19 protein-coding genes are annotated in these 20,904 nt (G+C 59.0%); 4 read left to right on the top strand and 15 right to left on the bottom strand.

From position 1 onward, the window contains the following. Positions 1-17: 17 nt before the first annotated feature. From GOB86_RS05490 to GOB86_RS05480, 3 genes are read right to left on the bottom strand one after another with little or no spacing between them, the layout of a single operon-like run. Positions 18-446: a hypothetical protein gene (locus GOB86_RS05490; protein WP_165991363.1), complete on the bottom strand. Its 429-nt coding sequence runs from the start codon at positions 444-446 to the stop codon at positions 18-20. Continuing rightward, entirely contained in the window at positions 443-787 is a 345-nt protein-coding gene (locus tag GOB86_RS05485) for a rod-binding protein (protein ID WP_165991362.1), read from the bottom strand. Before GOB86_RS05485 ends, GOB86_RS05490 begins: the two co-directional genes overlap by 4 nt. Positions 788-794: 7 nt before the next feature. After that, positions 795-1,889, bottom strand: coding sequence for a flagellar basal body P-ring protein FlgI (locus GOB86_RS05480; protein ID WP_242012525.1), 1,095 nt, complete (start codon positions 1,887-1,889; stop codon positions 795-797). Between the two features lie 630 nt (positions 1,890-2,519). Here GOB86_RS05480 and GOB86_RS05475 point away from each other — a divergent pair. Then, positions 2,520-3,410 carry a transglycosylase SLT domain-containing protein gene (locus tag GOB86_RS05475; protein WP_165991361.1) on the top strand — a complete coding sequence of 297 codons (891 nt, stop codon included), beginning with the start codon at positions 2,520-2,522 and terminating at the stop codon, positions 3,408-3,410. A 258-nt stretch (positions 3,411-3,668) separates the two neighbouring features. Here the strand turns inward: GOB86_RS05475 and GOB86_RS05470 are convergent, their stop codons facing one another. Both GOB86_RS05470 and GOB86_RS05465 read right to left on the bottom strand, forming a co-directional pair. Continuing rightward, a complete protein-coding gene (locus tag GOB86_RS05470) occupies positions 3,669-5,267 on the bottom strand; it encodes a glycosyltransferase family 9 protein (protein ID WP_242012516.1) in 1,599 nt (532 codons plus the stop codon). A gap of 41 nt (positions 5,268-5,308) precedes the next feature. Continuing rightward, positions 5,309-6,901, bottom strand: coding sequence for a tetratricopeptide repeat protein (locus GOB86_RS05465; protein WP_165991360.1), 1,593 nt, complete (start codon positions 6,899-6,901; stop codon positions 5,309-5,311). 390 nt (positions 6,902-7,291) lie between these two features. Between GOB86_RS05465 and flhA the strand changes: the two genes are divergently transcribed. The 3 genes from flhA (at position 7,292) to GOB86_RS05450 (ending at position 12,056) form a co-directional block, all read left to right on the top strand. After that, the gene (gene flhA / locus GOB86_RS05460) at positions 7,292-9,373 is read left to right on the top strand and encodes a flagellar biosynthesis protein FlhA (protein WP_165991417.1); all 2,082 of its coding nucleotides are present in this window, start codon (positions 7,292-7,294) and stop codon (positions 9,371-9,373) included. 35 nt (positions 9,374-9,408) lie between these two features. Then, positions 9,409-10,269 carry a hypothetical protein gene (locus GOB86_RS05455; RefSeq protein WP_165991359.1) on the top strand — a complete coding sequence of 287 codons (861 nt, stop codon included), beginning with the start codon at positions 9,409-9,411 and terminating at the stop codon, positions 10,267-10,269. Positions 10,270-10,742: 473 nt separating this feature from the next. Next, positions 10,743-12,056 carry an O-antigen ligase family protein gene (locus GOB86_RS05450; RefSeq protein WP_165991358.1) on the top strand — a complete coding sequence of 438 codons (1,314 nt, stop codon included), beginning with the start codon at positions 10,743-10,745 and terminating at the stop codon, positions 12,054-12,056. A gap of 61 nt (positions 12,057-12,117) precedes the next feature. Here GOB86_RS05450 and GOB86_RS05445 read toward each other — a convergent pair whose 3' ends face one another. The 10 genes from GOB86_RS05445 to GOB86_RS05400 form a co-directional block, all read right to left on the bottom strand. Next, entirely contained in the window at positions 12,118-12,504 is a 387-nt protein-coding gene (locus GOB86_RS05445; RefSeq protein WP_165991357.1) for a hypothetical protein, read from the bottom strand. Positions 12,505-12,532: 28 nt separating this feature from the next. Then, on the bottom strand, positions 12,533-13,093 hold the full coding sequence (locus tag GOB86_RS05440; RefSeq protein ID WP_253543715.1) for a chemotaxis protein CheD: 561 nt from the start codon (positions 13,091-13,093) through the stop codon (positions 12,533-12,535). After that, the gene (locus GOB86_RS05435) at positions 13,090-13,479 is read right to left on the bottom strand and encodes a response regulator (RefSeq protein ID WP_025828767.1); all 390 of its coding nucleotides are present in this window, start codon (positions 13,477-13,479) and stop codon (positions 13,090-13,092) included. Before GOB86_RS05435 ends, GOB86_RS05440 begins: the two co-directional genes overlap by 4 nt. Before the next feature lie 91 nt (positions 13,480-13,570). Beyond that, entirely contained in the window at positions 13,571-14,611 is a 1,041-nt protein-coding gene (locus tag GOB86_RS05430) for a protein-glutamate methylesterase/protein-glutamine glutaminase (protein WP_165991356.1), read from the bottom strand. Positions 14,612-14,614: 3 nt separating this feature from the next. Further along, positions 14,615-15,457: a CheR family methyltransferase gene (locus GOB86_RS05425; protein WP_165991355.1), complete on the bottom strand. Its 843-nt coding sequence runs from the start codon at positions 15,455-15,457 to the stop codon at positions 14,615-14,617. Next, a complete protein-coding gene (locus GOB86_RS05420; RefSeq protein ID WP_061491339.1) occupies positions 15,457-15,912 on the bottom strand; it encodes a chemotaxis protein CheW in 456 nt (151 codons plus the stop codon). Before GOB86_RS05420 ends, GOB86_RS05425 begins: the two co-directional genes overlap by 1 nt. A 45-nt stretch (positions 15,913-15,957) precedes the next feature. Beyond that, the gene (locus GOB86_RS05415) at positions 15,958-18,240 is read right to left on the bottom strand and encodes a chemotaxis protein CheA (protein WP_165991354.1); all 2,283 of its coding nucleotides are present in this window, start codon (positions 18,238-18,240) and stop codon (positions 15,958-15,960) included. A 15-nt stretch (positions 18,241-18,255) separates the two neighbouring features. Then, positions 18,256-18,639, bottom strand: a complete 384-nt coding sequence (locus tag GOB86_RS05410) for a response regulator (protein WP_165991353.1) — start codon at positions 18,637-18,639, stop codon at positions 18,256-18,258. 8 nt (positions 18,640-18,647) lie between these two features. After that, positions 18,648-18,905 carry an STAS domain-containing protein gene (locus GOB86_RS05405; protein ID WP_253543712.1) on the bottom strand — a complete coding sequence of 86 codons (258 nt, stop codon included), beginning with the start codon at positions 18,903-18,905 and terminating at the stop codon, positions 18,648-18,650. Positions 18,906-18,982: 77 nt separating this feature from the next. Beyond that, positions 18,983-20,521, bottom strand: coding sequence for a methyl-accepting chemotaxis protein (locus tag GOB86_RS05400; protein WP_165991351.1), 1,539 nt, complete (start codon positions 20,519-20,521; stop codon positions 18,983-18,985). Positions 20,522-20,904 lie beyond the last annotated feature (383 nt).

Here is a 20,904-nt window from a genome sequence, read left to right as displayed (position 1 = left end):
GGCTTACGCGGGTGCGACTATACGTCGCTCCGCAACGCCAGTGCTCCGGCGTGGGGGTCCAGCGTATAGCCACCCGATGCGCCATAGCCAGTGCGCTGCTCCTGTGCCGCATCATCGAGCACAAGTTTGATCAGCGTACCCTGCGCGGCAATGGCACTTTGCAGCAGTTCCTCGTTGGCGCGCACCAGAGCATTAAACTGCTTGGCGGCTGCTTCCATGTCCGGCTCAACCTTGGCGCTGCGCTGTTCGGCGGTCAGCGGCTTGGTCTGCCCCGGTGGGAGCAGCTTGCGCAACACATCCATAAGCTCACGCTTGCGCGGCAGCAGTTTTTCCACATCCTGCCACTGACCGGTTTTGAGCAGCGTGTTTTCGTGCTCCAGCAGGGCACTTACGGATCCAAATGCCTGCAACAGGCGGCTTTGCAGGTCTTCAGGCTTATCGGTCATGACTCACCTTTTTCCTGCTGGGCTTTTTCCTGCATGGCCAGCATCTGGCGGTAAACGCTGTCGGCCAGACCAATGCCGCCATTATTGGCAATCTGCTTGCCCATTTCCAGCACCTGCAGGGAGCGGAACTGGGACTCGGCGGCACCGCCGCCAAACAGGCCGTGGGCGCTATCCACCGTATCAAACATCGGCTGGAGCATTTCGCCAATGGTCATGCCTTCGAACTCGATGGCAGCCTTGCGGGTTTTTTCCAGCACTTCCTCCTTCAACCCGGACTGGGTGGAGGCGGTGGTCTGCGCGCTGGCAATCTGGGCCGCGCTTACGTTGGCTACCGTGCTCATGCTGTGCCTACCTTACTTCCAGATCGGCCTGAAGGGCGCCATCGGCCTTGATGGCCTGCAAAATACCAATCATGTCACGCGGGCCCATGCCCAGCGCGTTCATGCCCGCCACAAGGCTGGCCAGTGTTGGTCCCTCGCGCAGAATACCCAGCCTGTGCGAGCTATCCGTGCTCACATTGGCTTCTGTCCGTGGCACAACGGCGGTCACGCCGTTAGAGAAGGGCGCTGGCTGGACCACCTGCGGAGTTTCGGTCACCTGAATGGTCAGGTTGCCCTGCGCAATGGCCACAGTGCTGATGCGCACGCTATCACCCATAACAATAGTACCGCTGGCCTCGTCCACCACAACCTTGGCCATGGTATCCGGCTCGATCTGGAGGTCACCAATACGGTACAGGGTGAGCGATGCGTTGCGCCCGGTCAGGTCCACGGCAATGGTGCGCGGGTCATCCACCTGCGCCATATGCGCGCCAATGCTGCGGTTGATCACCTCGGCCACACGGGTCGCGGTGGTAAAATTAGGATTGTGGAGCGAGAGATGGACAACCCCCGTCTCGCCCAGTTTGACCGGCACCTCACGTTCGACCACCCCGCCATTGGCAATATGCCCGCTGGTCGGAATGTTACGCGTGACCGTGGCCGCCTGCCCGCCCGCCGTAAAGGCGTTGGTCACAAGCGATCCCTGCGCCACGGCGTAAACCTCGCCATCGGCTGCCTGTAGGGGGGTGACCAGCAGGGTGCCCCCGGTCAGGTCCTGTGCGTCACCCACGGCGGAAACGGTTACGTCAATCCGCCCGCCCCCATGGGAGAACGGGGGCAGTGTGGCGGTGACCATAACGGCGGCCACGTCATGCGTCTGCAACTGGATTTCGCGGTCACGAATGTTCACGCCCAGACGGTTGAGCATACTGATCAGTGTTTCACGCGTGAATATGATGTTGGTCAGACGGTCGCCCGTGCCATGCAGGCCCACGACCAGCCCGTAACCGACCAGTTGGTTGTCCCGCACGCCTTCGTAATCAACAATATCCTTCACCCGCACCGTAATGGCGTGGGCGGGGGATACCGGCACAAACAGGGAGAGCAGGATAAAGGCGGCCATAACAGCCCGGACCCACCGTGGCGCGCCAAAAACGCGGCCCATTGGGTTCAACAAAGGGGCCGCCCTGCCACCATGCTGGCGGGCCATGCCGGCCTGCCCGTTGCTCGCCTTGAGGCGGTTCCTCATATACCTGTTTACCCCTGATTGATCAGCCCGGCACACAGTGCAGGGTCATCACGTAACCTTGTGCCATAAGAATAGGCGCGCTGGCCATTACATTCAATGCCCATGTAACCTGCCGCAGCCCATGCCCAAAAGCCTTTTTTGCCCAACCTCCACCCCGGTGGCGCACGTGCTTGCACGCGGGTGGAGACATAACCCGCCAAAGATCATGCAAAATCATGACATTAATCAGGCAGCACGCCGGAGGCTGCAAAAAAAACCATGCCCCACCCGCGCCACGCCATACTTTGGCCAGACCAGACATGGCATGATGTTAAGGACATGAATCCTTGCACGATCGGTGCGGCAGGCATACAGCCATGTATAGAACCGACCGGGCAAGCCCGCCATTACTTGCGTGCCGCCCTGTATAGTCGGGCCATGACTGCCATAGAGCCACACCAGCCAAGGAGGTAAGGGACCCGCCGCCCGGAGCCAGCTCCACCCCGGCCCCCCGCCACACCGCGCATGACGCCACACTTCCCCCGTACCCGGCCCGCACGCTGGCTCCTTGGCGTTGCAGCCCTTGCAGGCGCAGCCCATGCGGCCACCAGCGCCACACAGGCCCACGCCCGCTCGGCCGAGGCCGGACTATGCACGGAGGCCACGGCACAGGCCGAACGCAGCCTGCATATTCCCGACGGGTTTTTGTCCGCCATGGGGCGGGTGGAAAGCGGGAAGGTCGAATCCGACGGCACGGTTTCCGCTTGGCCATGGACCATTAACGCGGCAGGCATTGGCTACCATTACAACAGCCGGGCCGAGGCTGTGGCGGCGGTGCAGAACTTCCGCCACCAAGGCATTATGTCCATTGATGTGGGGTGCATGCAGGTCAACCTGCAACAACACCCCGAAGCGTTCCCCTCGCTCGATCAGGCGTTCGACCCGCTGCGCAACGCCATGTATGCGGGCAGCTTTCTGCTCCAGATGTATGAAAAAATGGGAAGCTGGCCACGCGCGGCAGCAGCCTACCACTCGCAGACACCGGGCATAGGCACCCCCTACCAGTGGAAGGTGCTTGAAGCATGGGCCATGCCGCAAGATGGGCGTGAAGGCCCGCAGACTGCGCAAAAATCCCCGTTAATGCCACAGGTATTCCCGCACCCTGTTACCCCGGCCATCCACCATACCCCCATGATGGTGGCGGAAGCCAGCACAGGCATGGGGCCAGACGGCACGCCCCAGATTTCGCACCCCAAGGCGTTCCACCCTTTTCAGGGCATGCGTAATTTTGTGGAACCCGGCCCTGTAGGTAACAGCCGGGGCAGCGCCATGCGTGGGCGCTCGCTTGCCTCCTACCGTTCAGCCCCCGTGGCGCGGGCCAGCACGCAGCGCATCGCTACTCAGGGGAACGAGTAAGCAGGCTGGCCGCGCATGCGCCACACCTGCCAGTCCATGCCAGACCGGAGAACCCGGCCTGCACACCAGCAGCCTTAATCCGCACCCCGGCACGCAACCGTAAGCGCCCAGCAGACAGCCCGACCAATAAATAATCCGACCAACACCCCGCCATGCCACCACAGCAGCAAGGCGGCAGAGCCCGACTGCGGGGCTGACTGAGAGGCTGGTCCCATACGGCAGAAGCGGAGCAAAAAGCCGTTTGGGAGGAGCCGGGTGTTAGTCCAGCTCGCCCTTACCCGGCTGCCATGTGGCAACCCATGTGCGCAGCGCCTGCCCCATCTGCTCCAGCACCGGCGCAAATGAGCGCTCCTGCGCGCGGAATATCCGCATATTGGGGTACCACGGCGATGTCTCGCCACTATCCCCCCACCGCCAGCATCCATCCCACCGGCTGAGCAGCCACGCGGGTTTGCCCAGAGCCCCCGCCAGATGCACGACCGAAGTATCGACCGAAATCACCAGATCCAGATTGTCTATAATCGCGGCGGTATCGGCCATGTCCTGCACATGGTCCATCAGGTCGCACACGGGTTGGCCATTCCATGCGGCAAGGTCCTCCCGGCGGGGGGCAAACTGGAGGTTGACCAGCGCGGCATCCACCGGGGTTATGGCCCCCAGCACCTGCTCCAGAGTTGCGGAACGACGCTGGTCGGTCAGTACATCGGCGGGTTTTGTGCGCCTGCTGCCCGCCCAGACAAGGCCGATCCGGGGGCGCTGGGCACCCAGCAGGGCAGCAAAACGCGCCACATCCGCAGGGGGTGCCAACAGATAGGGAATATTCGCAATAATATCGGCTGGCGTGCGCAGCCCCATAACAAAGGGCAGATCGGGAATGGGCAAGCCCAGATCGTATCCATCCTGCGGAGCAAAATCCTTTTCCGCCACAACCTGCGCCTGAGGAAAAGACAGGGTAAGCAGACGGACAAGCCCGGTCGGCACCACAACCGTAACCAGCGCCCCCCGCGCCTGCACCATGGGCAGATACCGTATGAACTGGAGCGTATCTCCCAACCCCTGATCTTGAAACAGGATAACCTTCCTGCCGTGCAGGGAGGTGTTTTTTTCCATGCGGGGCAAGGCCCGATACCAACTGACCGTGTCCTCCACCAAGCCTTCACGCCCGGCGTAATAGGGCGCGCCCTGTGCATAATGTCCGGCTTTGAACAGGGCCACGGCATACCCCATAATGGTTCCTGCATTGTCCGGCTGGAGTTCCAGAGCCCGCCTGTACCACGGCAAGGCTTCCTCCGAGCGGTTCAGCCGCTGGAGAACACACCCCATGTTGTTGAGCAGCGCGGCGGTAACCGGTTTGTTGTCCCTGAACCATGTGTCCAGCACCGTATGGCCTTCCTGCATGTACCCCACTTCCAGCAGGGCAACGGCAAGGTGCTCGCAGGCAGCAACATGGTGCTCGGGGTGGTTTTGCATAATGTCGGCAAAAACACGCAGGCCCAGAGCAACATCGCCCTTGGCAACCAGTGCTGCGGCCATAAAAACCTTGAGCTCGCTCAGGTGCGGCAACGCAGCCAGCACCTTGGCCAGCACGGCCACCACAACATCATACCGGGTTGTATAATTTGCCAGCAGGTCCGCTCCGGCCAGCAGCAGGGGCAGGTTATCCTGATCTGCGGCCATAACGTCCAGCACCAGACGCTCACCCGCCACGTACTGCTGGACATCAAAAATCTGCCGGGCCAGATGTTTCAGCCCCTCCGGGGTGGGGTTCTGCACAAGGGCCTGCCTTGCCTCCCACAACGCTTCCACGGTCATGCCCTTGGGCAGCCTTATGGCGCGGGCGTCTGCTGGGTCTTCCATCGGTCGGTCCATTGAGTGTTGTGGCGTTGCAAGGCTGTGGATCAGAGGGACGTGGCCTGCGTCCCCTGTGGGTGCGCCGCATGCCACGCGCCCACCCATGCCCGCAGAGCCTGCCCCATCTGCTCCAGCACCGGCTGAAACGAACGTTCCTGCGGCCGAAAAATACGCAAGGAGGGGTACCAAGGCGACGTGTCCCCCGCCTCCCCCCACCGCCAGCATGCATCCCACCGGCTGAGCAGCCACACCGGCTTGCCCAGAGCACCCGCCAGATGCAGGACGGAGGTGTCGACCGAAATGACAAGATCCAGATTTTCTATGATCGCGGCGGTGTCGGCCATATCCTTGACCTCCCCCATGGGGTCGCAAAGCGGCTGACCGTGCCAGTTCTCCATATCTTCCCGCGGTTTGCCGAACTGTAGGCAAACAAGTGCTGCATCCACCGGGGTCAGTGCCGCCCCCATGACCGCCAGCGTGGTGGAACGGAGTTGGTCGGCCATAACGTCCACCGCATTGGTCCGCCTATCTCCCGACCAGACAAGGCCAATACGCGGACCACGCGCAGGCAACCGGCCCGCAAACCGCGCCACATCCTTCGGGTCCGCCCGCAGGTAGGGCACCGTGCCGGGAATATCCGCAATGGTCTGCATGTTGGTAACACACGGCAGGCTGGGAATGGGCAGAACGTAATCAAACGTCTCATCAAGAACCAACTGCGCCACGTCCCGCACGATCAGGTCCGGGCAGGACATACTCAGCAGGCGCACCATTTCCGCCCCGACCGCAACCGTAACCCGCGCGCCCCGCTCCACCAAAATCGCGGCGAAGCGGATGAACTGAAGCGTGTCCCCCAGCCCCTGCTCCTGATACAGGGCAATGGTTTTGTCCGCGACCACATCACCACACTGGAGTTGGGGGAACTGGCCGAACCATTTGGTCACAGCCGTTAACTTGTTGCGCCGTTGGGCAAACAGTTCCCAGCCCTTGCCATAATGCCCGCTTTTGAGCAGGACCATAGTATGGCCGAGCAGAACGCCCTCGTCCTCGGGGGCCATGCGTTGGGCCTGTTCGTACCACGGACGGGCCTCATCCGAACGGTTCAGGCACCCCAGCGCACAGCCAATGGTATTATAGAGCATGGGGTTGGAAGGTTCGAGCTGAACAGCAAACAGAAGAATATCCAGCGCCTCCCTTGGGTAGCCCATGCGTATGAATATCTGGGAGATCTGAAGGGCCGAAAACACACGCTGCTCGGGATAACGCTTGATCACCTCGGCAAAAATCCCCGACCCTCCGGCCAGATCACCATTAACGATCAGAGCCTGCGCCAGCAGGATTTTGACCCCATAATTATCTGGCTCCAGCAGTGCAAGCTTGCGCAGCAGGGCGGCGGCAATATCGTACCGAAAAACATGGTTGGTCAGAACCAGCGCCGCAATTAACAGATAATGCGGGTTATCAGGCTCACGCTGCACCATTTCGAGCGAAAGGGTCACAGCCTCATGCGGCAGGCTACCCGCGCAGAATGCCTCGCACAGCGCCCCAACGCTGGCTGGAGTGGGGGCCAGCATAACGGCTTTTTTGCGCGCCATCAGCTTGTGCATATTGGCCTTTGCTGGTTCCCAGATCTCTTCCATACTGCCTTAAACCCTCAATATCCCGCCAGTGATCTGCCCTGACCTTACCATACCGGCCGGACTTAACCATACCCACCCACGCCCGCACCAGACACGCCAAAGAGCAAAACCCGCCAGAACCATTTTCTGGCCTTGGATTGCACTTGGTGATAACTGTACTTGTGTCGCACGGACATGGGCCTTAAAGGCGCACTCTGTCATGGTTCATAGCAGGATGAACCGTTACGGAATCCGCCATAAACCGTGCCGCCAAAAACACAAAAGGGAACGTAGTTCTTGGATACTGCCGATGGCAACTCGGTCAAAAAAGCCGCTGCTGGCAAACTGGCGGACAGGACCGCGGCCGCACGCACAAGGCTGGCCTCGGGTTCACGCCTGCTGACCCATGCTATGGGCACGCTGCGCAATGGTGGGTGGAAAGCCCTGCCATGGCGCGCCGCCGTGCCGGGCACCGATATCGGGCTGGCTCTGGGCGTGGTGCTTTTGCTGTCCATCCTTATCCTGCCGCTGCCCACCTTTATTCTGGATATGGGGCTGTCCATCTCCATCACCTCCTCGGTGCTGGTGCTGATGGTGGCCCTGTTCCTTGAGCGGCCGCTGGACTTTACCTCTTTCCCCACCCTTTTGCTGCTCACCACCCTGTTGCGCCTGTCGCTCGAAATCGCCACAACCCGGCTGATCCTGAGCCACGGGAGCGAAGGCCCCTATGCCGCTGGCCACGTTGTGGCAGCCTTTGGCGGGTTCCTTATGGGTGGGGATGTGGTCATCGGGGGGATCATCTTCTGTATCCTGCTGGTCGTGAACTTTATGGTCATCACCAAGGGGTCTGGGCGTATTGCCGAGGTCGCGGCCCGCTTCTTCCTGGACTCCATTCCGGGTAAGCAGATGGCCATTGACGCGGATCTGGCCTCCGGCGCGATTAACGAACGCACCGCCCGCACCAAGCGCAAGGAACTGGAAGAGGAAAGTGCCTTTTACGGCTCCATGGATGGTGCGGCCAAGTTTGTGCGTGGCGATGCCATTGCCAGCATCATCATCACCGCCATCAACATCGTGGGGGGGCTGACCATTGGCGTGCTCCGCCACGGCATGCCGCTCAGCGAGGCCGCCAGCACCTTTACCATGCTGACCGTGGGCGATGGTCTTGTCTCGCAAATACCAGCACTGCTGGTCTCCACTGCTGCCGGTATTGTGGTGACCAAGGGCGGAACAGATGGCACGGCCGACGTTATTCTGGCCCGCCAGCTCAGTGGCAACGCCAAGCCGCTGGGGGTGGCTGCTGCCCTGTCCGCTCTGTTCGCACTTATGCCCGGCCTGCCTGCTTTCCCCTTTCTGGCTATTGCCGCAGCCGCGGGCACAGGTGCATGGCTGCGGAGCCGCGCCCCCGCCGCCGACAGCGATGGCGACGTAACCGAAATTACCCCGCAACCCACAGCCTCCCCCATTTCCGAAATTCTCAAACTGGACCTGCTCCGTCTTGAGCTGGGCTTTGGCCTGCTGCCCTTAACAGGTGGAGACACCCCCCAGCTTGCCGAACAGATCAAGGCGCTACGCCGCTCGGTTGCAACAGAAATGGGCTTTGTCACCCCGCCTGTGCGTATTCAGGACAACATCCATCTGCCTTCGGAAAAATACGTCATCAGGCTGAAGGAGATCGAGATTGCATCGGGCGAGGTCAAACCCCACAAGCTGCTGGCCATGACCCCCTCGGGCGGCGTGCCTCCCATACCGGGTGAAAAAACGACCGAGCCCGCCTTTGGCCTGCCTGCGGTGTGGATAGACCCCGCCCAGAAAACCAAAGCCATGGCCCTGAACTGCACCGTGGTGGACCCGGCCAGTGTGATTGTGACCCATCTGAGCGAGATGGTGCGCCAGAACCTGCCCGACCTGCTGACCTACGTGGCAACACAGGCCCTGCTGGACGATATGCCGCGTGAGCAGCAGAAGCTGATCAACGACCTTATTCCCTCGCAGGTGCCGCTCAGCACCGTGCAGCGCGTGTTGCAGGCCCTGTTGGCCGAGCGGGTTTCCATCCGTGACCTGCCCACAATTTTGGAAAGTATTCAGGAAGCCTGCGGCATGGGCCTGCGCGGCATTCAGCCGCTGACCAACCATGTGCGCGTGCGTCTGTCGCGCCAGATCTGCAACACACTGGTGGGGCCGGGTGGGTATATTCCCATTGTCACCCTCTCCTCCAAATGGGAATCGGATTTTATGGCGCATATTACCGGCCCGGCAGAAGACCGTAAGCTGGCCATGCCACCTTCCATGCTCAATGTTTTTGTGGGAAAACTGCGCGATACATTTAACGCCCTTTCCACTAACGGCGAAATTCCGGTTATTGTTGTCGCCTCCCCTGTAAGAGATTCCATGCACGCCATTGTCGAACGGGTCCGTCCTTCCATTTCCGTTCTGTCACAAGCTGAGATATACCCTCGTGCCCGGATCAAGACGGTTGCGACCATATCGTGACAGTCCGCCAGAAGACCGCACCATGGGAGTAGAATATGCAGGATAGTCCCTCCGACACCGCAAGCCAGAAGGCTGCGGAGCGCCGTCAGGGAAACACGCGGGAGGAGTTATCCGTGCCCGAACAGGTGGCGGAGAACTCCACAAACGCGACCAGTGGCGTGGCCCTGCCGGTCAGCCACCTGACGGTAGAGGACATTCTGCGCTGGCACTCCGTGCCCCAGCCGCTTATCCATGCCCTTGCGGGTAAAACTCTGGCGGATGGGCTGAACAATGTTCTGTCCTTTGGCACCCTGCCTGACGCAACGGAGGCTCCCCTTGCCTTTGGTGGGGCGTCTGGCTCTGGCAAAACGCTGGTGCTGGCCAAACTGGCCGCGCGCTACATTCTTGCCGAGGAACACAAAAACAGCCCCCCACCGCTGATTATTGCGTGCGACCATACGGCAGGCAGCTTTGCCAAGCTTTCCGCCCTGCTCCAGCCCTATAACATTCCCATTATTCAGGGCAGCACGTCCGAAATTCTGGCCGACGCCGTGCGCCACAAGGAGCCGGGGCAGCCCATTCTGGTCGATCTGCCCGGTATTTGCGTCTACTCCCCCGTAAGCATGGGCAAAATGATGCAGATGGTCGAACGCGTTGGCGCAACGCTCAGCCTTGTCCTGCCCGCCGGGCTGGATGCCGAGGAATCGGCCGATATTGGCTATGCCTTTGCTCAACGCGGAGCGACCACCATGGTTGCCAGCAAAATGGATCAGGCGGGCCGGGTTGGGGGCATTATTGCCGCCGCCGCCTGTGGTCTGACCCTGACCTATGGCAGTTGCTCGTCCTCCATTGTGGGCGGGCTAGTGCCGCTCAACGCCCCCATTCTGGCAAACCGGCTGCTGACCCTCCCCTCCTGATTGGCGCTGCCCCTGCGCCGCACGCCAGACAAAAGCACCCGACCAGCCTACACCAACGGCAGGTCGGGTGTGCTTCCGCCCAAATACTGCCCCGCCCCCTCCACAGACCGAAGGGCTGCAAGGGCTTGACCATGCACCTGCTGTGGAAAACAACCGGCTGCATCAGACTGTTTTACCTTCTGACACCCGCACCATCTCTGGCATTCCTATAGCCTGAACACCCACAGCGGCGCGCTCAACCCTACATATGCCCAACCAAAATAGCGAGCCATATACACAACAAAATTCAGAAAATACTTACAAAATACTCTTAAAAAATAAGGATATTTCCAAACAGCATACAAAGCTCCACCACAACAGAGCCGGTCTTTGTCCTGAGCATACCCTTAACGCATACCCAGAATGACGCATTATTTAAGAATAGCTTTCCCGCACAGAGTCTTTTAATCTTTGTGTAATTGGAGAGCCTTGGCATGACCGTGAAAAACATTTTTATGTTCTGTGATGCAAATTTAAAAAAACTTGCTTTCGTACTCTGCGTCTTTCTGCCCTTTTTTCAGTTACGGGGCCGTGCCATAGCCGATCTGATTATTCTGTTCATTGGAATAAGTTTTTTACTGCACTCATTTTTTAACAAACGTTATTACTGCCTGCTGCACGGATGGTTCCCATATGCCATGGGTTTGTGGGGGCTTATTGTTGTATCTTCCACACTCAACGGGTCCGCACATACCCTTATGGAATCTATTGCACTCGTGCGGTACTTTGTTTTTGCCAAAGCACTGGAGGAATGGCTGCTTGATAGCAGACAAAAACAGCAGTGGCTTGGCCTGAGTGTAACGCTGGCCGGGGTCTGGCTGATCAGCCAGTGCTGGGAGCAGTATCTGTTCGGGGTCAATATCTGGGGATATGCCCGCTGGAAAGATGGCGCTCTGACCGGCCCTTTTTTTGAACCACGCGCCGGGCCACCGCTTATGGTCATTATGTTCCCCGGATTAATGATCTACCCCATGCGCATGGTGCAGGCTAAGGAACCCGGCAAAAAACTGCTCGCATTGGGCGTTATGTCCTTTTTGCTGCTGACCATGGTCATTATCGGGCAAAGAATGCCCGCACTCCTTGTGCTTTTTGGGTTTTTCCTGTGTGCCTTGCTGGTCAAAACAACCAGAGTGCCGGTTATTCTGGCCACCTTGTCCGGGTTTGTCGGTCTGGCCCTTCTGCCCTTCCTCTCCCCCCCGGCCTATGACAAGCTGGTACTGCATTTTGTGCAGCAGATCGGGCATTTTTCGCAATCTGCCTATGGCCAGATTTATATGCGCGCGCTCAACATGGTCCACGCCCACCCCCTGCTCGGTGTGGGGTATAACGGTTTTCGCGCGCACTGCGCCGAGACAACCTATGTCTATGGCATACCGCAATTTGCCCACCTAGTCGCAGGGCAGGAAATTGCGACAGGGTGCAACATTCACCCACACAACATTTATCTGGAAATCGCCACCACGGCGGGGTTGGCCGGTCTGCTGCTGTTTGTCTGCACCGTTCTGATCTGGTGGAAAACGCTGTTTCTGGCAGCCCTTGCCAGCAAGGAGCTTATGCCGTCCATGCTCTTTATTACGCTGTGCATGCTGTTCTGGCCGCTTGCCTCAACCAGTTCCCTCTTTACCGAGCGCACTGCGGGATGGGTGTTCCTTATGGTCGGGTGGGGGCTGGCGCAGGCCAGAGCAACCAGCGGCACACAGAGCACTGGCACTGGCACTGGCACTGGCACTGGCACTGGCACGCACTAAACAGAAAGGCCCGCCATAACAGCGGGCCAGACATATATTTTATCGGACATTAATAAGGGAGTTAGAACAGGTCCACTTCGCCCGAGTGGCAGGTGCTTTCGGCCTGAGCACCATTACGGAGCACCTGAATAACATGGCAGAGTTTTACGCCATGGCTCAACACGCCAACATCAAGCGGTTGTTCATCGCGTTGCCCATAACAGGCCACCAGATTTTTCAGCACGGTGGACACGGCTTCCACCGTCTGTGTGGCCGAATCCAGCCTTTGCAGAGCCTGCACGTCCGCATCGCTCAAGGGAGCTACGGACATATTCTCGCCCACCACGCGCTGCACCCCCATAAAATCCTGGCAGGTCTCATCCAGCAAACTCACCAGATGCTCCATTACATCGCACACACTGCGTTCGGTCCCGGCCGCACCATGGGGCAAAGGGGGCACCACATCCATGTCTTTAATCCTCTCCGGCCCGGCTTTTTTAAAACAGCTCGACCTCGGAACTGGCTTCCTTAGCCCATTTCCGCTCTGCTTCAGCCTCACGCCGGCTGTAGGCGACTTCCTGCTTGCCAATACCCTGCACGTCCTGCACCAGATTCTGCTGCGCGCGGCCCGTGGTCGGCCAGAACCGAATACGCCGGGCCAACGTGCCGCCCAGACTCTGGGATACACAACGAATGCCTTCATCCACCAGATAGTGGGTTACAAACTTAATATTTTCCTGCCCGATGCGGCCCAGACTGGGCACAACGGCAGCACCACCAAATACCTTGCACGCCAGACGGCTGCGCTGCCCCCCGGCCTTGAGCAGACCATTGACCAGCATTTCCATGGAGTTAACGCCAAACCGCATGGCTGTACCGGAATGACCCTCCCCCCCATCTGGCAGCAAAAAGTGGTTAATGCCACCAACACGCGCAAGCGGGTCAAACATACAGACCGAAACACAGGAGCCAAGCAGTGTTGCAAAAACTACTGACGAATCGCCAGAGATTGCCACTTCCCCCTGAATAACCGTTTTGACCGCAGGGTGATCGTTCACTTTATGGGTCCGAACACCTTTTCCAGAACCTCACGCAGCTTGGCTACGGTGTAAGGTTTGGCAAGGAAGTTATTAACGCCAGCCTTGACCGCTTCCTGCACCAGATCCTTGCTGGCCTCGCCGGTCAGGATAATAAACGCCACTTTCTGAATTTTGGGGTTGCTACGCACCGCGCGCAACAGGGCCAGACCATCCATAACCGGCATGTTAAAATCGGAAATCACCAGATGCGTGGGGTTCTGGTCCAGATATTCCAAAGCCTCCTTGCCATCCTTGCGCTGGGCAATGTTGGTAAAACCGATTTCCGCCATGCTGTTGGCCAGAACCTGACGGATAGAGGCCTGGTCATCAACGATCAGGGCCTTGATTTGTGAAGCGGCAGGCATTTGTCTCCCCCTTATTCCTAGTCTCAATTCCAGCCATCAAAGACCGGCGTCCGATAATCCAAGGCGGTTAAGACCCGCCCTTTTTTTGCAGTCAGCGCGTATGGATGGCCATGGCCGCAGAGCTGATCTGGCGCAACGTAACAACCTGGCAGGCCGCACCAATTTCCGCCGCGACCCGTGGCATTCCATAAACAACTGAAGACGTTTTGTCCTGCGCGATTGTAAAGGCCCCGGCCTGCCGCATGCTCAGCAGTCCTTCCGCCCCATCACGGCCCATGCCGGTCAGGATAATGCCCAGCGCATTGCGCCCCGCATGCTTGGCCACAGACTTGAACAGCACATCCACAGAAGGGCAATGCCCGCTAACTGGCGCGCCACTTATCAGCCGCGTCATGTATTTGCCGCCGCTGTTGTCTATCACAAGGTGCCTGTCTCCACCCGGTGCAATTCTGACCATACCGGGTTGCAGCACTTCGCCGTCGCGCGCTTCGGCAATGGAGAGAGCGGACATGGACTGGTTAAGGCGATTCGCAAAGCTTGCCGTAAATAGCGGTGGCATATGCTGGCAAATAACAACCGGCGGGCTTTTTTGCGGAAAACCGGAGAGCACTTCCTCCAGCGCTTCCACCCCACCGGTGGACGAGCCAATGGCCACCAGATCCACCGAGTTGCCCCATGTTGTCTGCGTCCGGGCAACCGGTGCTGTGGGTGTGCGGCGCTGAATGCGTGAGACAGGCTGCGAGCGCGCCGCCAGCACAACCAGCCGCCCAAGGCCCGCAAACGCGTCTTCCCCCGCACCCACATTGTGTTTGGGGTAGCAGTCAAACGCCCCCATCTGGAGCGCGGTAATGGCGGTATCGGCTCCCTTGGCTGTCAGGCTGGACACCATGACAACAGGGATGGGCCGCATCCGCATGATTTTTTCCAAAAACTGCAAGCCGTTCATGCCCGGCATTTCCACGTCCAGGGTAATGACGTCGGGCTGGTCCTTGATAATCAGGTCACGGGCTTCGAGCGGATTGGCTGCCTCGCCACAGACTTCAATATCGGGGTTCTGGGCAAAGGAGCGTTTAATCAGGGCACGGATCGTACGCGAATCATCAACAATCAGAACTTTTACTGGCTGGGCCATAAATCAGCTCGCTTTCCGGTAAATGGTCGGAGCCACCTGCTCCAGGCCGCATTGGCGGGGGTTGGCTACTTTTTCGGAATGACCAACATACAGGAACCCACCGCTTTCCAGCTTGTCGGCCAGACGGCCCCACAGGCGCTCCCGCGTGGGTTCATCAAAATAAATCACGACGTTCCGGCAGAAAATAACCGAAAACTGCCCCCGCATTGGCCAGTCGGCATTCAGGTTGAGCACCTTGAACACCGGAAGCGAGCGGATATTGCCGACAAAGGTCAGGTTTCCCCGGTCATCGGCCTGCATGAACTGGCTTTTCTGTTTGGTGGAAATACCGTCCGTCTCGCTCTCGACATATGTGCCTGATGCGGCCTGAGCCACAACTTCGGAATTAATATCGGTCGCCAGAATACGCATGTCGTACGATGCCGCTTCGGGGAACGCGGACATAATGGACATGGCTATGCTCCACGGTTCCTGCCCGGTGGAGCAGGCCGCGGACCACATGCGCCCCCGCCCACCACTGCGCAGCTTGGCGGCCAGTCCGGGCAGCACATTCTGTTCCATATGCACAAAATGTGGCCGTTCCCTAAAAAAGCTGGTCACGTTGGTGGTCAACGCACAGACAAGCTTGTTCATTTCCGCCCGGCCGGCTGGGCTTTGCACAAAGCCCAGATACGCCTGAAAGCTGTCCATCCCGCTTTCGCGCACACGGCGGGACACACGGGAGTAAACAAGCGTACTTTTGGAATCAGGAATAAAAATACCGGCTTCATGCTTGGCAATCCGCCGCACCATCTGAAAGTCAGCGTCCGTGTACTCCGGGTCAACAGTGGAACGCGTGTCGACCATCAGGAGATCATCCCGCCTACCAGCTGACCGACCACCACTTCCAGCCGGAGCACGCCAATCATGCGGTCTGCAATCATGACCAGACCGCTCAGGCTGCTATCTTCCTCCGCCACGGCCTGAATGTCGGACAGGTTTACGTTCGCCATGTCAATCACCCGGTCCACCAGCAGACCACACACCGTACCATTGCGCGATTCCACAATAATCACCACCCGGCGCGGGTTATCGGCCTGTGGCTCCACGTTCAGGTACACCGCAAGGTCAATAACGGTCAGGATAATGCCACGTAGGTTGATCGCACCGCACACATAATGCGGCGCAAAAGGCAGTGCCGTAGTTTTTTCAAACCTACGAATTTCGCGCACGCTCAGAATGGGAATGCAATATTCCTGATCACCCACTGCAAACACGATCATTTTTACAAGCTTGGCGTCGGCCCCGGCTTCGTCCGTCATATCCGTTTTCCTACTCAAATACAGATCGTCTGATGTGGTCTGGTATTAGGCCGCAATCCCTGTGCGAACAGCCGAGGGCCTTGTGTCTATCCGGCCAAGGGCATTGGCAACCAGTGCGGGCACATCCAGAATAAGGGACACGCTGCCATCCCCCAGAATGGTCGCGGCAGATACACCGGGCATCTGGCGATAATTCTTTTCAATGCTTTTGATCACCACCTGCGCCTGATCGCGGATATCCTCCACAATCAGTGCCGCCCGTGCTCCGGACTCGTTTTCCACCACCAGAATCACGTCATCCTCGGACAGGCCACGCGATGTGCCGTAGCCCCCCAGCCCCAGTTCGGACGCAAGGGGAATAAGCGGCATACAGACCCCACGGATGGACACCACATTGGCGCCATCGGGCAGCATGTAAATATCCTTGTGGTTGACCATCATGGTTTCCACCACGGAGGAGACAGGCACAACCATTGTGGACCCGGCGGCCACAATCAGCATTCCATCCAGCACGGCCAGTGTTAGCGGCAGGCTCAGGCAGAAGGTCGTACCCTCCCCCTGTACACTGCTGATGGTCACGCGCCCGCCAAGGCCCAGAATGGCCTGCTTGACCACATCCATCCCCACCCCACGGCCAGACAGGTCGGAGACGGTCGTTGCTGTGGAAAAGCCCGGCGCGAAGATAAGGTTATTGATCTCATCATCCGTCAGCACCGCATCGGGGGCGACAATGCCGCGCTTGATGGCAATGGCCAGCACGCGCTCGTGGTTGATCCCGCCCCCATCGTCCTTGATGGTAATCAGGATACGGCCAGACCGATGCCCGGCAGAAAGCAGAATCTGCCCTGTGGGGGACTTGCCCGCAGCAATCCGGTCCTCTGCACTTTCAATGCCGTGGTCAACCGCATTGCGCAGCATGTGGGTCAGCGGGTCGGAGAGTTTTTCCACCAGTGTGCGGTCCACTTCCGTGTCCTCGCCCTCCAGTGTCAGCACCACGTCCTTGCTGGTCATGGAGCAGGCCTCGCGCACAACGCGCTGCATGCGCTGGAACACGCTGCGTACAGGCTGGGCACGCACGGCCATAACCGCGTCCTGAATGTCTCGCGTTAAGGTTTTCATGCTGGCAATGCGCTTGATCATTTCCTGCTGGCCGCCATCTTCACGCTGGTCAATGGATTCAAGGGCTGCCTGTGCAATAACCAATTCGCCCACAAGGTCCATCAGGTCGTCCACGCGGTGCAGGTCCACGCGGATGGTCGCCTGTTCTACCGGGCGGCGCGTTGTGGCGGTATTACCCGCAGCAATCGGGGCTGTGGCTGCTGGTGAGGGGGTTGGCGGCAGTTCCGCCATAATTTTTTCTGCAATGGTTGCGGGGGCTGCGGGGGCCTGTGGGGCCGGGCTGGCAGCAACCGGGGCCGGAGCCGGGGCCGCAACGGGTGGTGCTACAGGCGCAGGCTGCTCCGGGGCTGCCGGGGCTGCTGCCACCTCAGGCACGCTCTCCCCACCACTTGGGCCAGACCCGCCATCGCGCGTGACATTGACGTCACACACATCGCTCACCCAGTCGAAAACCGTGTGTACGCTCTCCTCCGGTACAGCGGCAGGCAGGAGCACACGCCACGACAGGTAGGATTTTTCGGTTTCCATGCTGCCCAGTGCGGGCAGGGCAGCCGTCTCGCACGTAACTGTGCTGGTGCCACCGTGGGCAACCGCCACATCGGCCAGACCGATCAGCAGGTTACGCGCATCATCCCCCCGGCCATACATGGCCGTGTGGGGGGTAAACGTTACGACAAGAGATGCCGATTCAGGGGCGGGTGTTTCTTCTTCAAAGCCAAAATCGCCAAAGTCAAAATCAGCCATGACTGGCTCAAAATCGACCGGCACGGGCGTAAAGTCGGCAAGGACCGTGTCATCCTGCTTTTGGGCACCGCCAGTGCCTTCGCCTATAATGGCCTGTAGCTCAACCCGGCTTTCCTCAATCCGGCCCGGATCAACCGTGGCCTCGCCCTGTGCTTCGGCAACCAGATCGCTCAGAACGTCCATGGCCTTGAGAAAGGTTTTGACGATCTCAGGCGTTGGGGCAACACGACCGGAGCGCAGGCCATCGAGGGAACTTTCGAACACATGCGCGAAGCGGACAAGGTTTTCCAGACCGAACGATGCGGCCCCACCCTTGACCGAATGCACGGCACGAAAAACGGCGTTGATTGTCTCCTTCCCGGATTCACCATCCGAAAGGGCGGACAGCCCACGCTCCAGTTCCTGAAGCTGCTCTTCACACTCCTGGAAAAAAACCAGAAGGATATCGTCCATGTCACCACTCATTCTGGTCTCTCTCCTTCAGGCGGTCACCCGGCGGATAGCCGCCACGAGGCTGTCTGTGCTGAACGGTTTGACAATCCACCCCGTAGCGCCCGCCGCACGGGCACGGGCCTTTTTCTCGGGATCGCTTTCCGTTGTCAGAACGATCATTGGCAGATGTTTGTACTGCTCCAGCGCCCGGACTGCCTCGATAAACTCAAAGCCATCCATGCGCGGCATGTTGATGTCTGTAATAATCGCATTGGGGGTAGGATCAGCAGCCTTAAGGACTTCCAGCCCCTCAACGCCATCCCCACCCTGAATAACATCGTACCCGGCCCCTTCCAGAGCCTTGCGTAGCATACCCTGCATGGTGCGCGAGTCATCAACCGTCAGGACACGAATGCCCACTTTTTCCACCATATTCTTCATTACTCCTTGAATGGCGCCAGCGGCTCGGTCAGACACGCACTTACGCCAAAAAGGCCATAAGCCTCCACAACGGGCTCCGATGGCGCCACAAGAGGGCATCTGCTGGCGAGGAGAACCTGCAAGCACAGACCTCCAAGGTACGTAACGCCAGAGGCATCCAGAGCAACCGGCTCCCCTCCAGCACTTTTAACAGCCTGTTCGATCTCACTCTTCAGGGCAAACGCCGCAGAGGTGTCCAGACGTTCAGGTAAGGTCACACTAGCCAACGGTCCGCTCCCTTGTCAGCCGCACAGACAGGGGCCGACCGACCCCTGACATGCTGGAATAATGGCCATTAAAACTCTTCCCAACCCGCATCGGAAGATGTGGTGGGCATGGACAGCGCAGGCGTTGCCGGGGCCGGAGCCTGCTGTGGTGCGGGGGCCGCCACACGGGCCGGGCTGGACGGCTTGGGCCGGGGGGCCGAAGGACGGGGCGCTGCCAGTGCGGGACGGGCGGCACGGCCTGCGCGCGCACCCGACGCATCCATTTTAAAGCGGCTCAGAGTTGCCGCCAGTGTCCGGGTTTCGGCTGTCAGATTATGGCTGGCGGCTGTGGTTTCTTCCACCATGGCCGCATTCTGCTGCGTAACCTGATCCATACCACCAATGGAGGCGGTCACTTCGGACAGGCGCTGGGCCTGATCCTGTGTGGAGGAGGAAATTTCTTCCACACGGGTCGCAATATTCTGGGTGCTGCCTGCAAAGTCGTTCAGGTAACGGCCGGTCTGCTGCACCAGATCCACACCTTTGGTCACCTGTTCAGCCGCAACGGAAATCAGGCGTTTGATCTCGCTGGCCGACGTGGCGGACTGCTCGGCAAGCGAGCGGACTTCCTGCGCAACCACGGCAAACCCACGCCCGGCCTCACCCGCACGGGCGGCTTCCACCCCTGCGTTCAGGGCCAGCACGTTGGTCTGGAAGGCAATGCCATCAATGACCGAAATAATCTCACCAATCGCATCGGAGGAGCTTTTGATCCCGTCCATGGCCTTGGTGGTTTCGGTCATGACGGTGGTTGCCGCCTTGACCTTTTCCAGCGCCTGCTGGCTTTCGGCATTGGCGTCGGCACAGGCTTTGGCGTTGCTCTGCACACCTTCGGTAATGGTCCGCACGGAGGAGGCGGCCTGCCCAAGGTTGGCGGCCTGCTTTTCCGTCCGCTTGGCCAGATCGTCCGATGCGGTGGAAATTTCGGCGGCACCAGTGGAGATCAGGTCCGAGTTGGAGGCAACCGCACTCAGCGCTTCATTCAGGCGGGATGCGGAATGGTTGAACGCATCACGCAGGGGGGCGAACTCGCCATCAAAAATCGGGTCTTCAATGCGGGCACGCAGGTCACCTTGCGCCATGTCGGCCAGAGCCTGACCCAGACGTTCGATCACCAGATGGGTGTGCTTGTCCCGGTCCTGGCTGCCTTCGAGTGCATCCTGAATATCGGACGCCATTTTTTCCTGCCGCTGGCGGGCCGTCGCCTGCTCGTCCACCATACGGGAGAACCGCGCCATAATCCGGGCAAGGCGGCCAACACAATCTTTGTTTTTGAGGAAGGGAACGTTGTTATGGGTAACGCCGTCACCCAGTTCTTCACCCATCGTGACCAGCTTTTCAACCGGTTCGGTAATCAGGGTTGTGAACCATCTCCATATCTGAAGGACAACAAGCTGCCCGAAAACAAGGGCCGCCATGTTGATGATATACGTGTAATGGACTGGCGCGTGCCAGAAAAAGCCAACCGTCTCCACAATAATCTGGAACATGAAATATGCTTCCAGACACAGCATCACAACCCGGATCTTATCGCGGAACGGAGCGTCCTTGTTCAGCCATTGCAGCATATCAGTGCAACTTCCTTCATATTGTCGGGGTACCTTGCGTGGCAACTACTGGCAGTTCCTCCCTTGATCGGGAAAAAACACCAGCCAGTCGTGGCCTTAATGGCCCCCCTTGCACATTCACAAAAACCAGGAAACGCCAGGCGACGCCCCTTGAGATAAAAAGCAGATAATCTGTTCTCATCCAGACACAGGGACCAGACAAGCAAGCGCCTTCATACCGCGTTCGTGACTAGATGTCTTTACAGAAGATCGTATGATCCAAAGACAATCCGCTTTGCTCTCCCGATAGATAAAATACTGACAAAACAATACTGTAGCAACCAACACCACCTCACATGGTTTTCATGCCAAGTGGAATTGATGGCTGCCCTGCGGGAAATGAT

Origin of the sequence: Acetobacter lambici, assembly GCF_011516885.1 — a bacterium.
Classification (GTDB): Bacteria; Pseudomonadota; Alphaproteobacteria; order Acetobacterales; family Acetobacteraceae; genus Acetobacter; species Acetobacter lambici.
Note: the sequence above shows the minus strand (reverse complement) of the source record. Positions and strands in the feature narration are given on the sequence as shown.

Bases quoted from the DNA above. Each gene is read 5' to 3' on its own strand.
- GOB86_RS05435 (WP_025828767.1), bottom strand. From the start codon at position 13,479: ATGCCTGCCGCTTCACAAATCAAGGCCCTGATCGTTGATGACCAGGCC.
- GOB86_RS05400 (WP_165991351.1), bottom strand. From the start codon at position 20,521: ATGCTGCAATGGCTGAACAAGGACGCTCCGTTCCGCGATAAGATCCGG.
- GOB86_RS05485 (WP_165991362.1), bottom strand. From the start codon at position 787: ATGAGCACGGTAGCCAACGTAAGCGCGGCCCAGATTGCCAGCGCGCAG.
- GOB86_RS05415 (WP_165991354.1), bottom strand. From the start codon at position 18,240: ATGAGTGGTGACATGGACGATATCCTTCTGGTTTTTTTCCAGGAGTGT.
- GOB86_RS05490 (WP_165991363.1), bottom strand. From the start codon at position 446: ATGACCGATAAGCCTGAAGACCTGCAAAGCCGCCTGTTGCAGGCATTT.
- GOB86_RS05455 (WP_165991359.1), top strand. From the start codon at position 9,409: ATGCAGGATAGTCCCTCCGACACCGCAAGCCAGAAGGCTGCGGAGCGC.
- GOB86_RS05465 (WP_165991360.1), bottom strand. From the start codon at position 6,901: ATGGAAGAGATCTGGGAACCAGCAAAGGCCAATATGCACAAGCTGATG.
- GOB86_RS05410 (WP_165991353.1), bottom strand. From the start codon at position 18,639: ATGGTGGAAAAAGTGGGCATTCGTGTCCTGACGGTTGATGACTCGCGC.
- GOB86_RS05480 (WP_242012525.1), bottom strand. From the start codon at position 1,889: ATGGCCGCCTTTATCCTGCTCTCCCTGTTTGTGCCGGTATCCCCCGCC.
- GOB86_RS05450 (WP_165991358.1), top strand. From the start codon at position 10,743: ATGACCGTGAAAAACATTTTTATGTTCTGTGATGCAAATTTAAAAAAA.
- GOB86_RS05425 (WP_165991355.1), bottom strand. From the start codon at position 15,457: ATGGTCGACACGCGTTCCACTGTTGACCCGGAGTACACGGACGCTGAC.
- flhA (WP_165991417.1), top strand. From the start codon at position 7,292: ATGGGCACGCTGCGCAATGGTGGGTGGAAAGCCCTGCCATGGCGCGCC.
- GOB86_RS05475 (WP_165991361.1), top strand. From the start codon at position 2,520: ATGACGCCACACTTCCCCCGTACCCGGCCCGCACGCTGGCTCCTTGGC.
- GOB86_RS05445 (WP_165991357.1), bottom strand. From the start codon at position 12,504: ATGGATGTGGTGCCCCCTTTGCCCCATGGTGCGGCCGGGACCGAACGC.
- GOB86_RS05430 (WP_165991356.1), bottom strand. From the start codon at position 14,611: ATGGCCCAGCCAGTAAAAGTTCTGATTGTTGATGATTCGCGTACGATC.
- GOB86_RS05470 (WP_242012516.1), bottom strand. From the start codon at position 5,267: ATGGAAGACCCAGCAGACGCCCGCGCCATAAGGCTGCCCAAGGGCATG.
- GOB86_RS05420 (WP_061491339.1), bottom strand. From the start codon at position 15,912: ATGACGGACGAAGCCGGGGCCGACGCCAAGCTTGTAAAAATGATCGTG.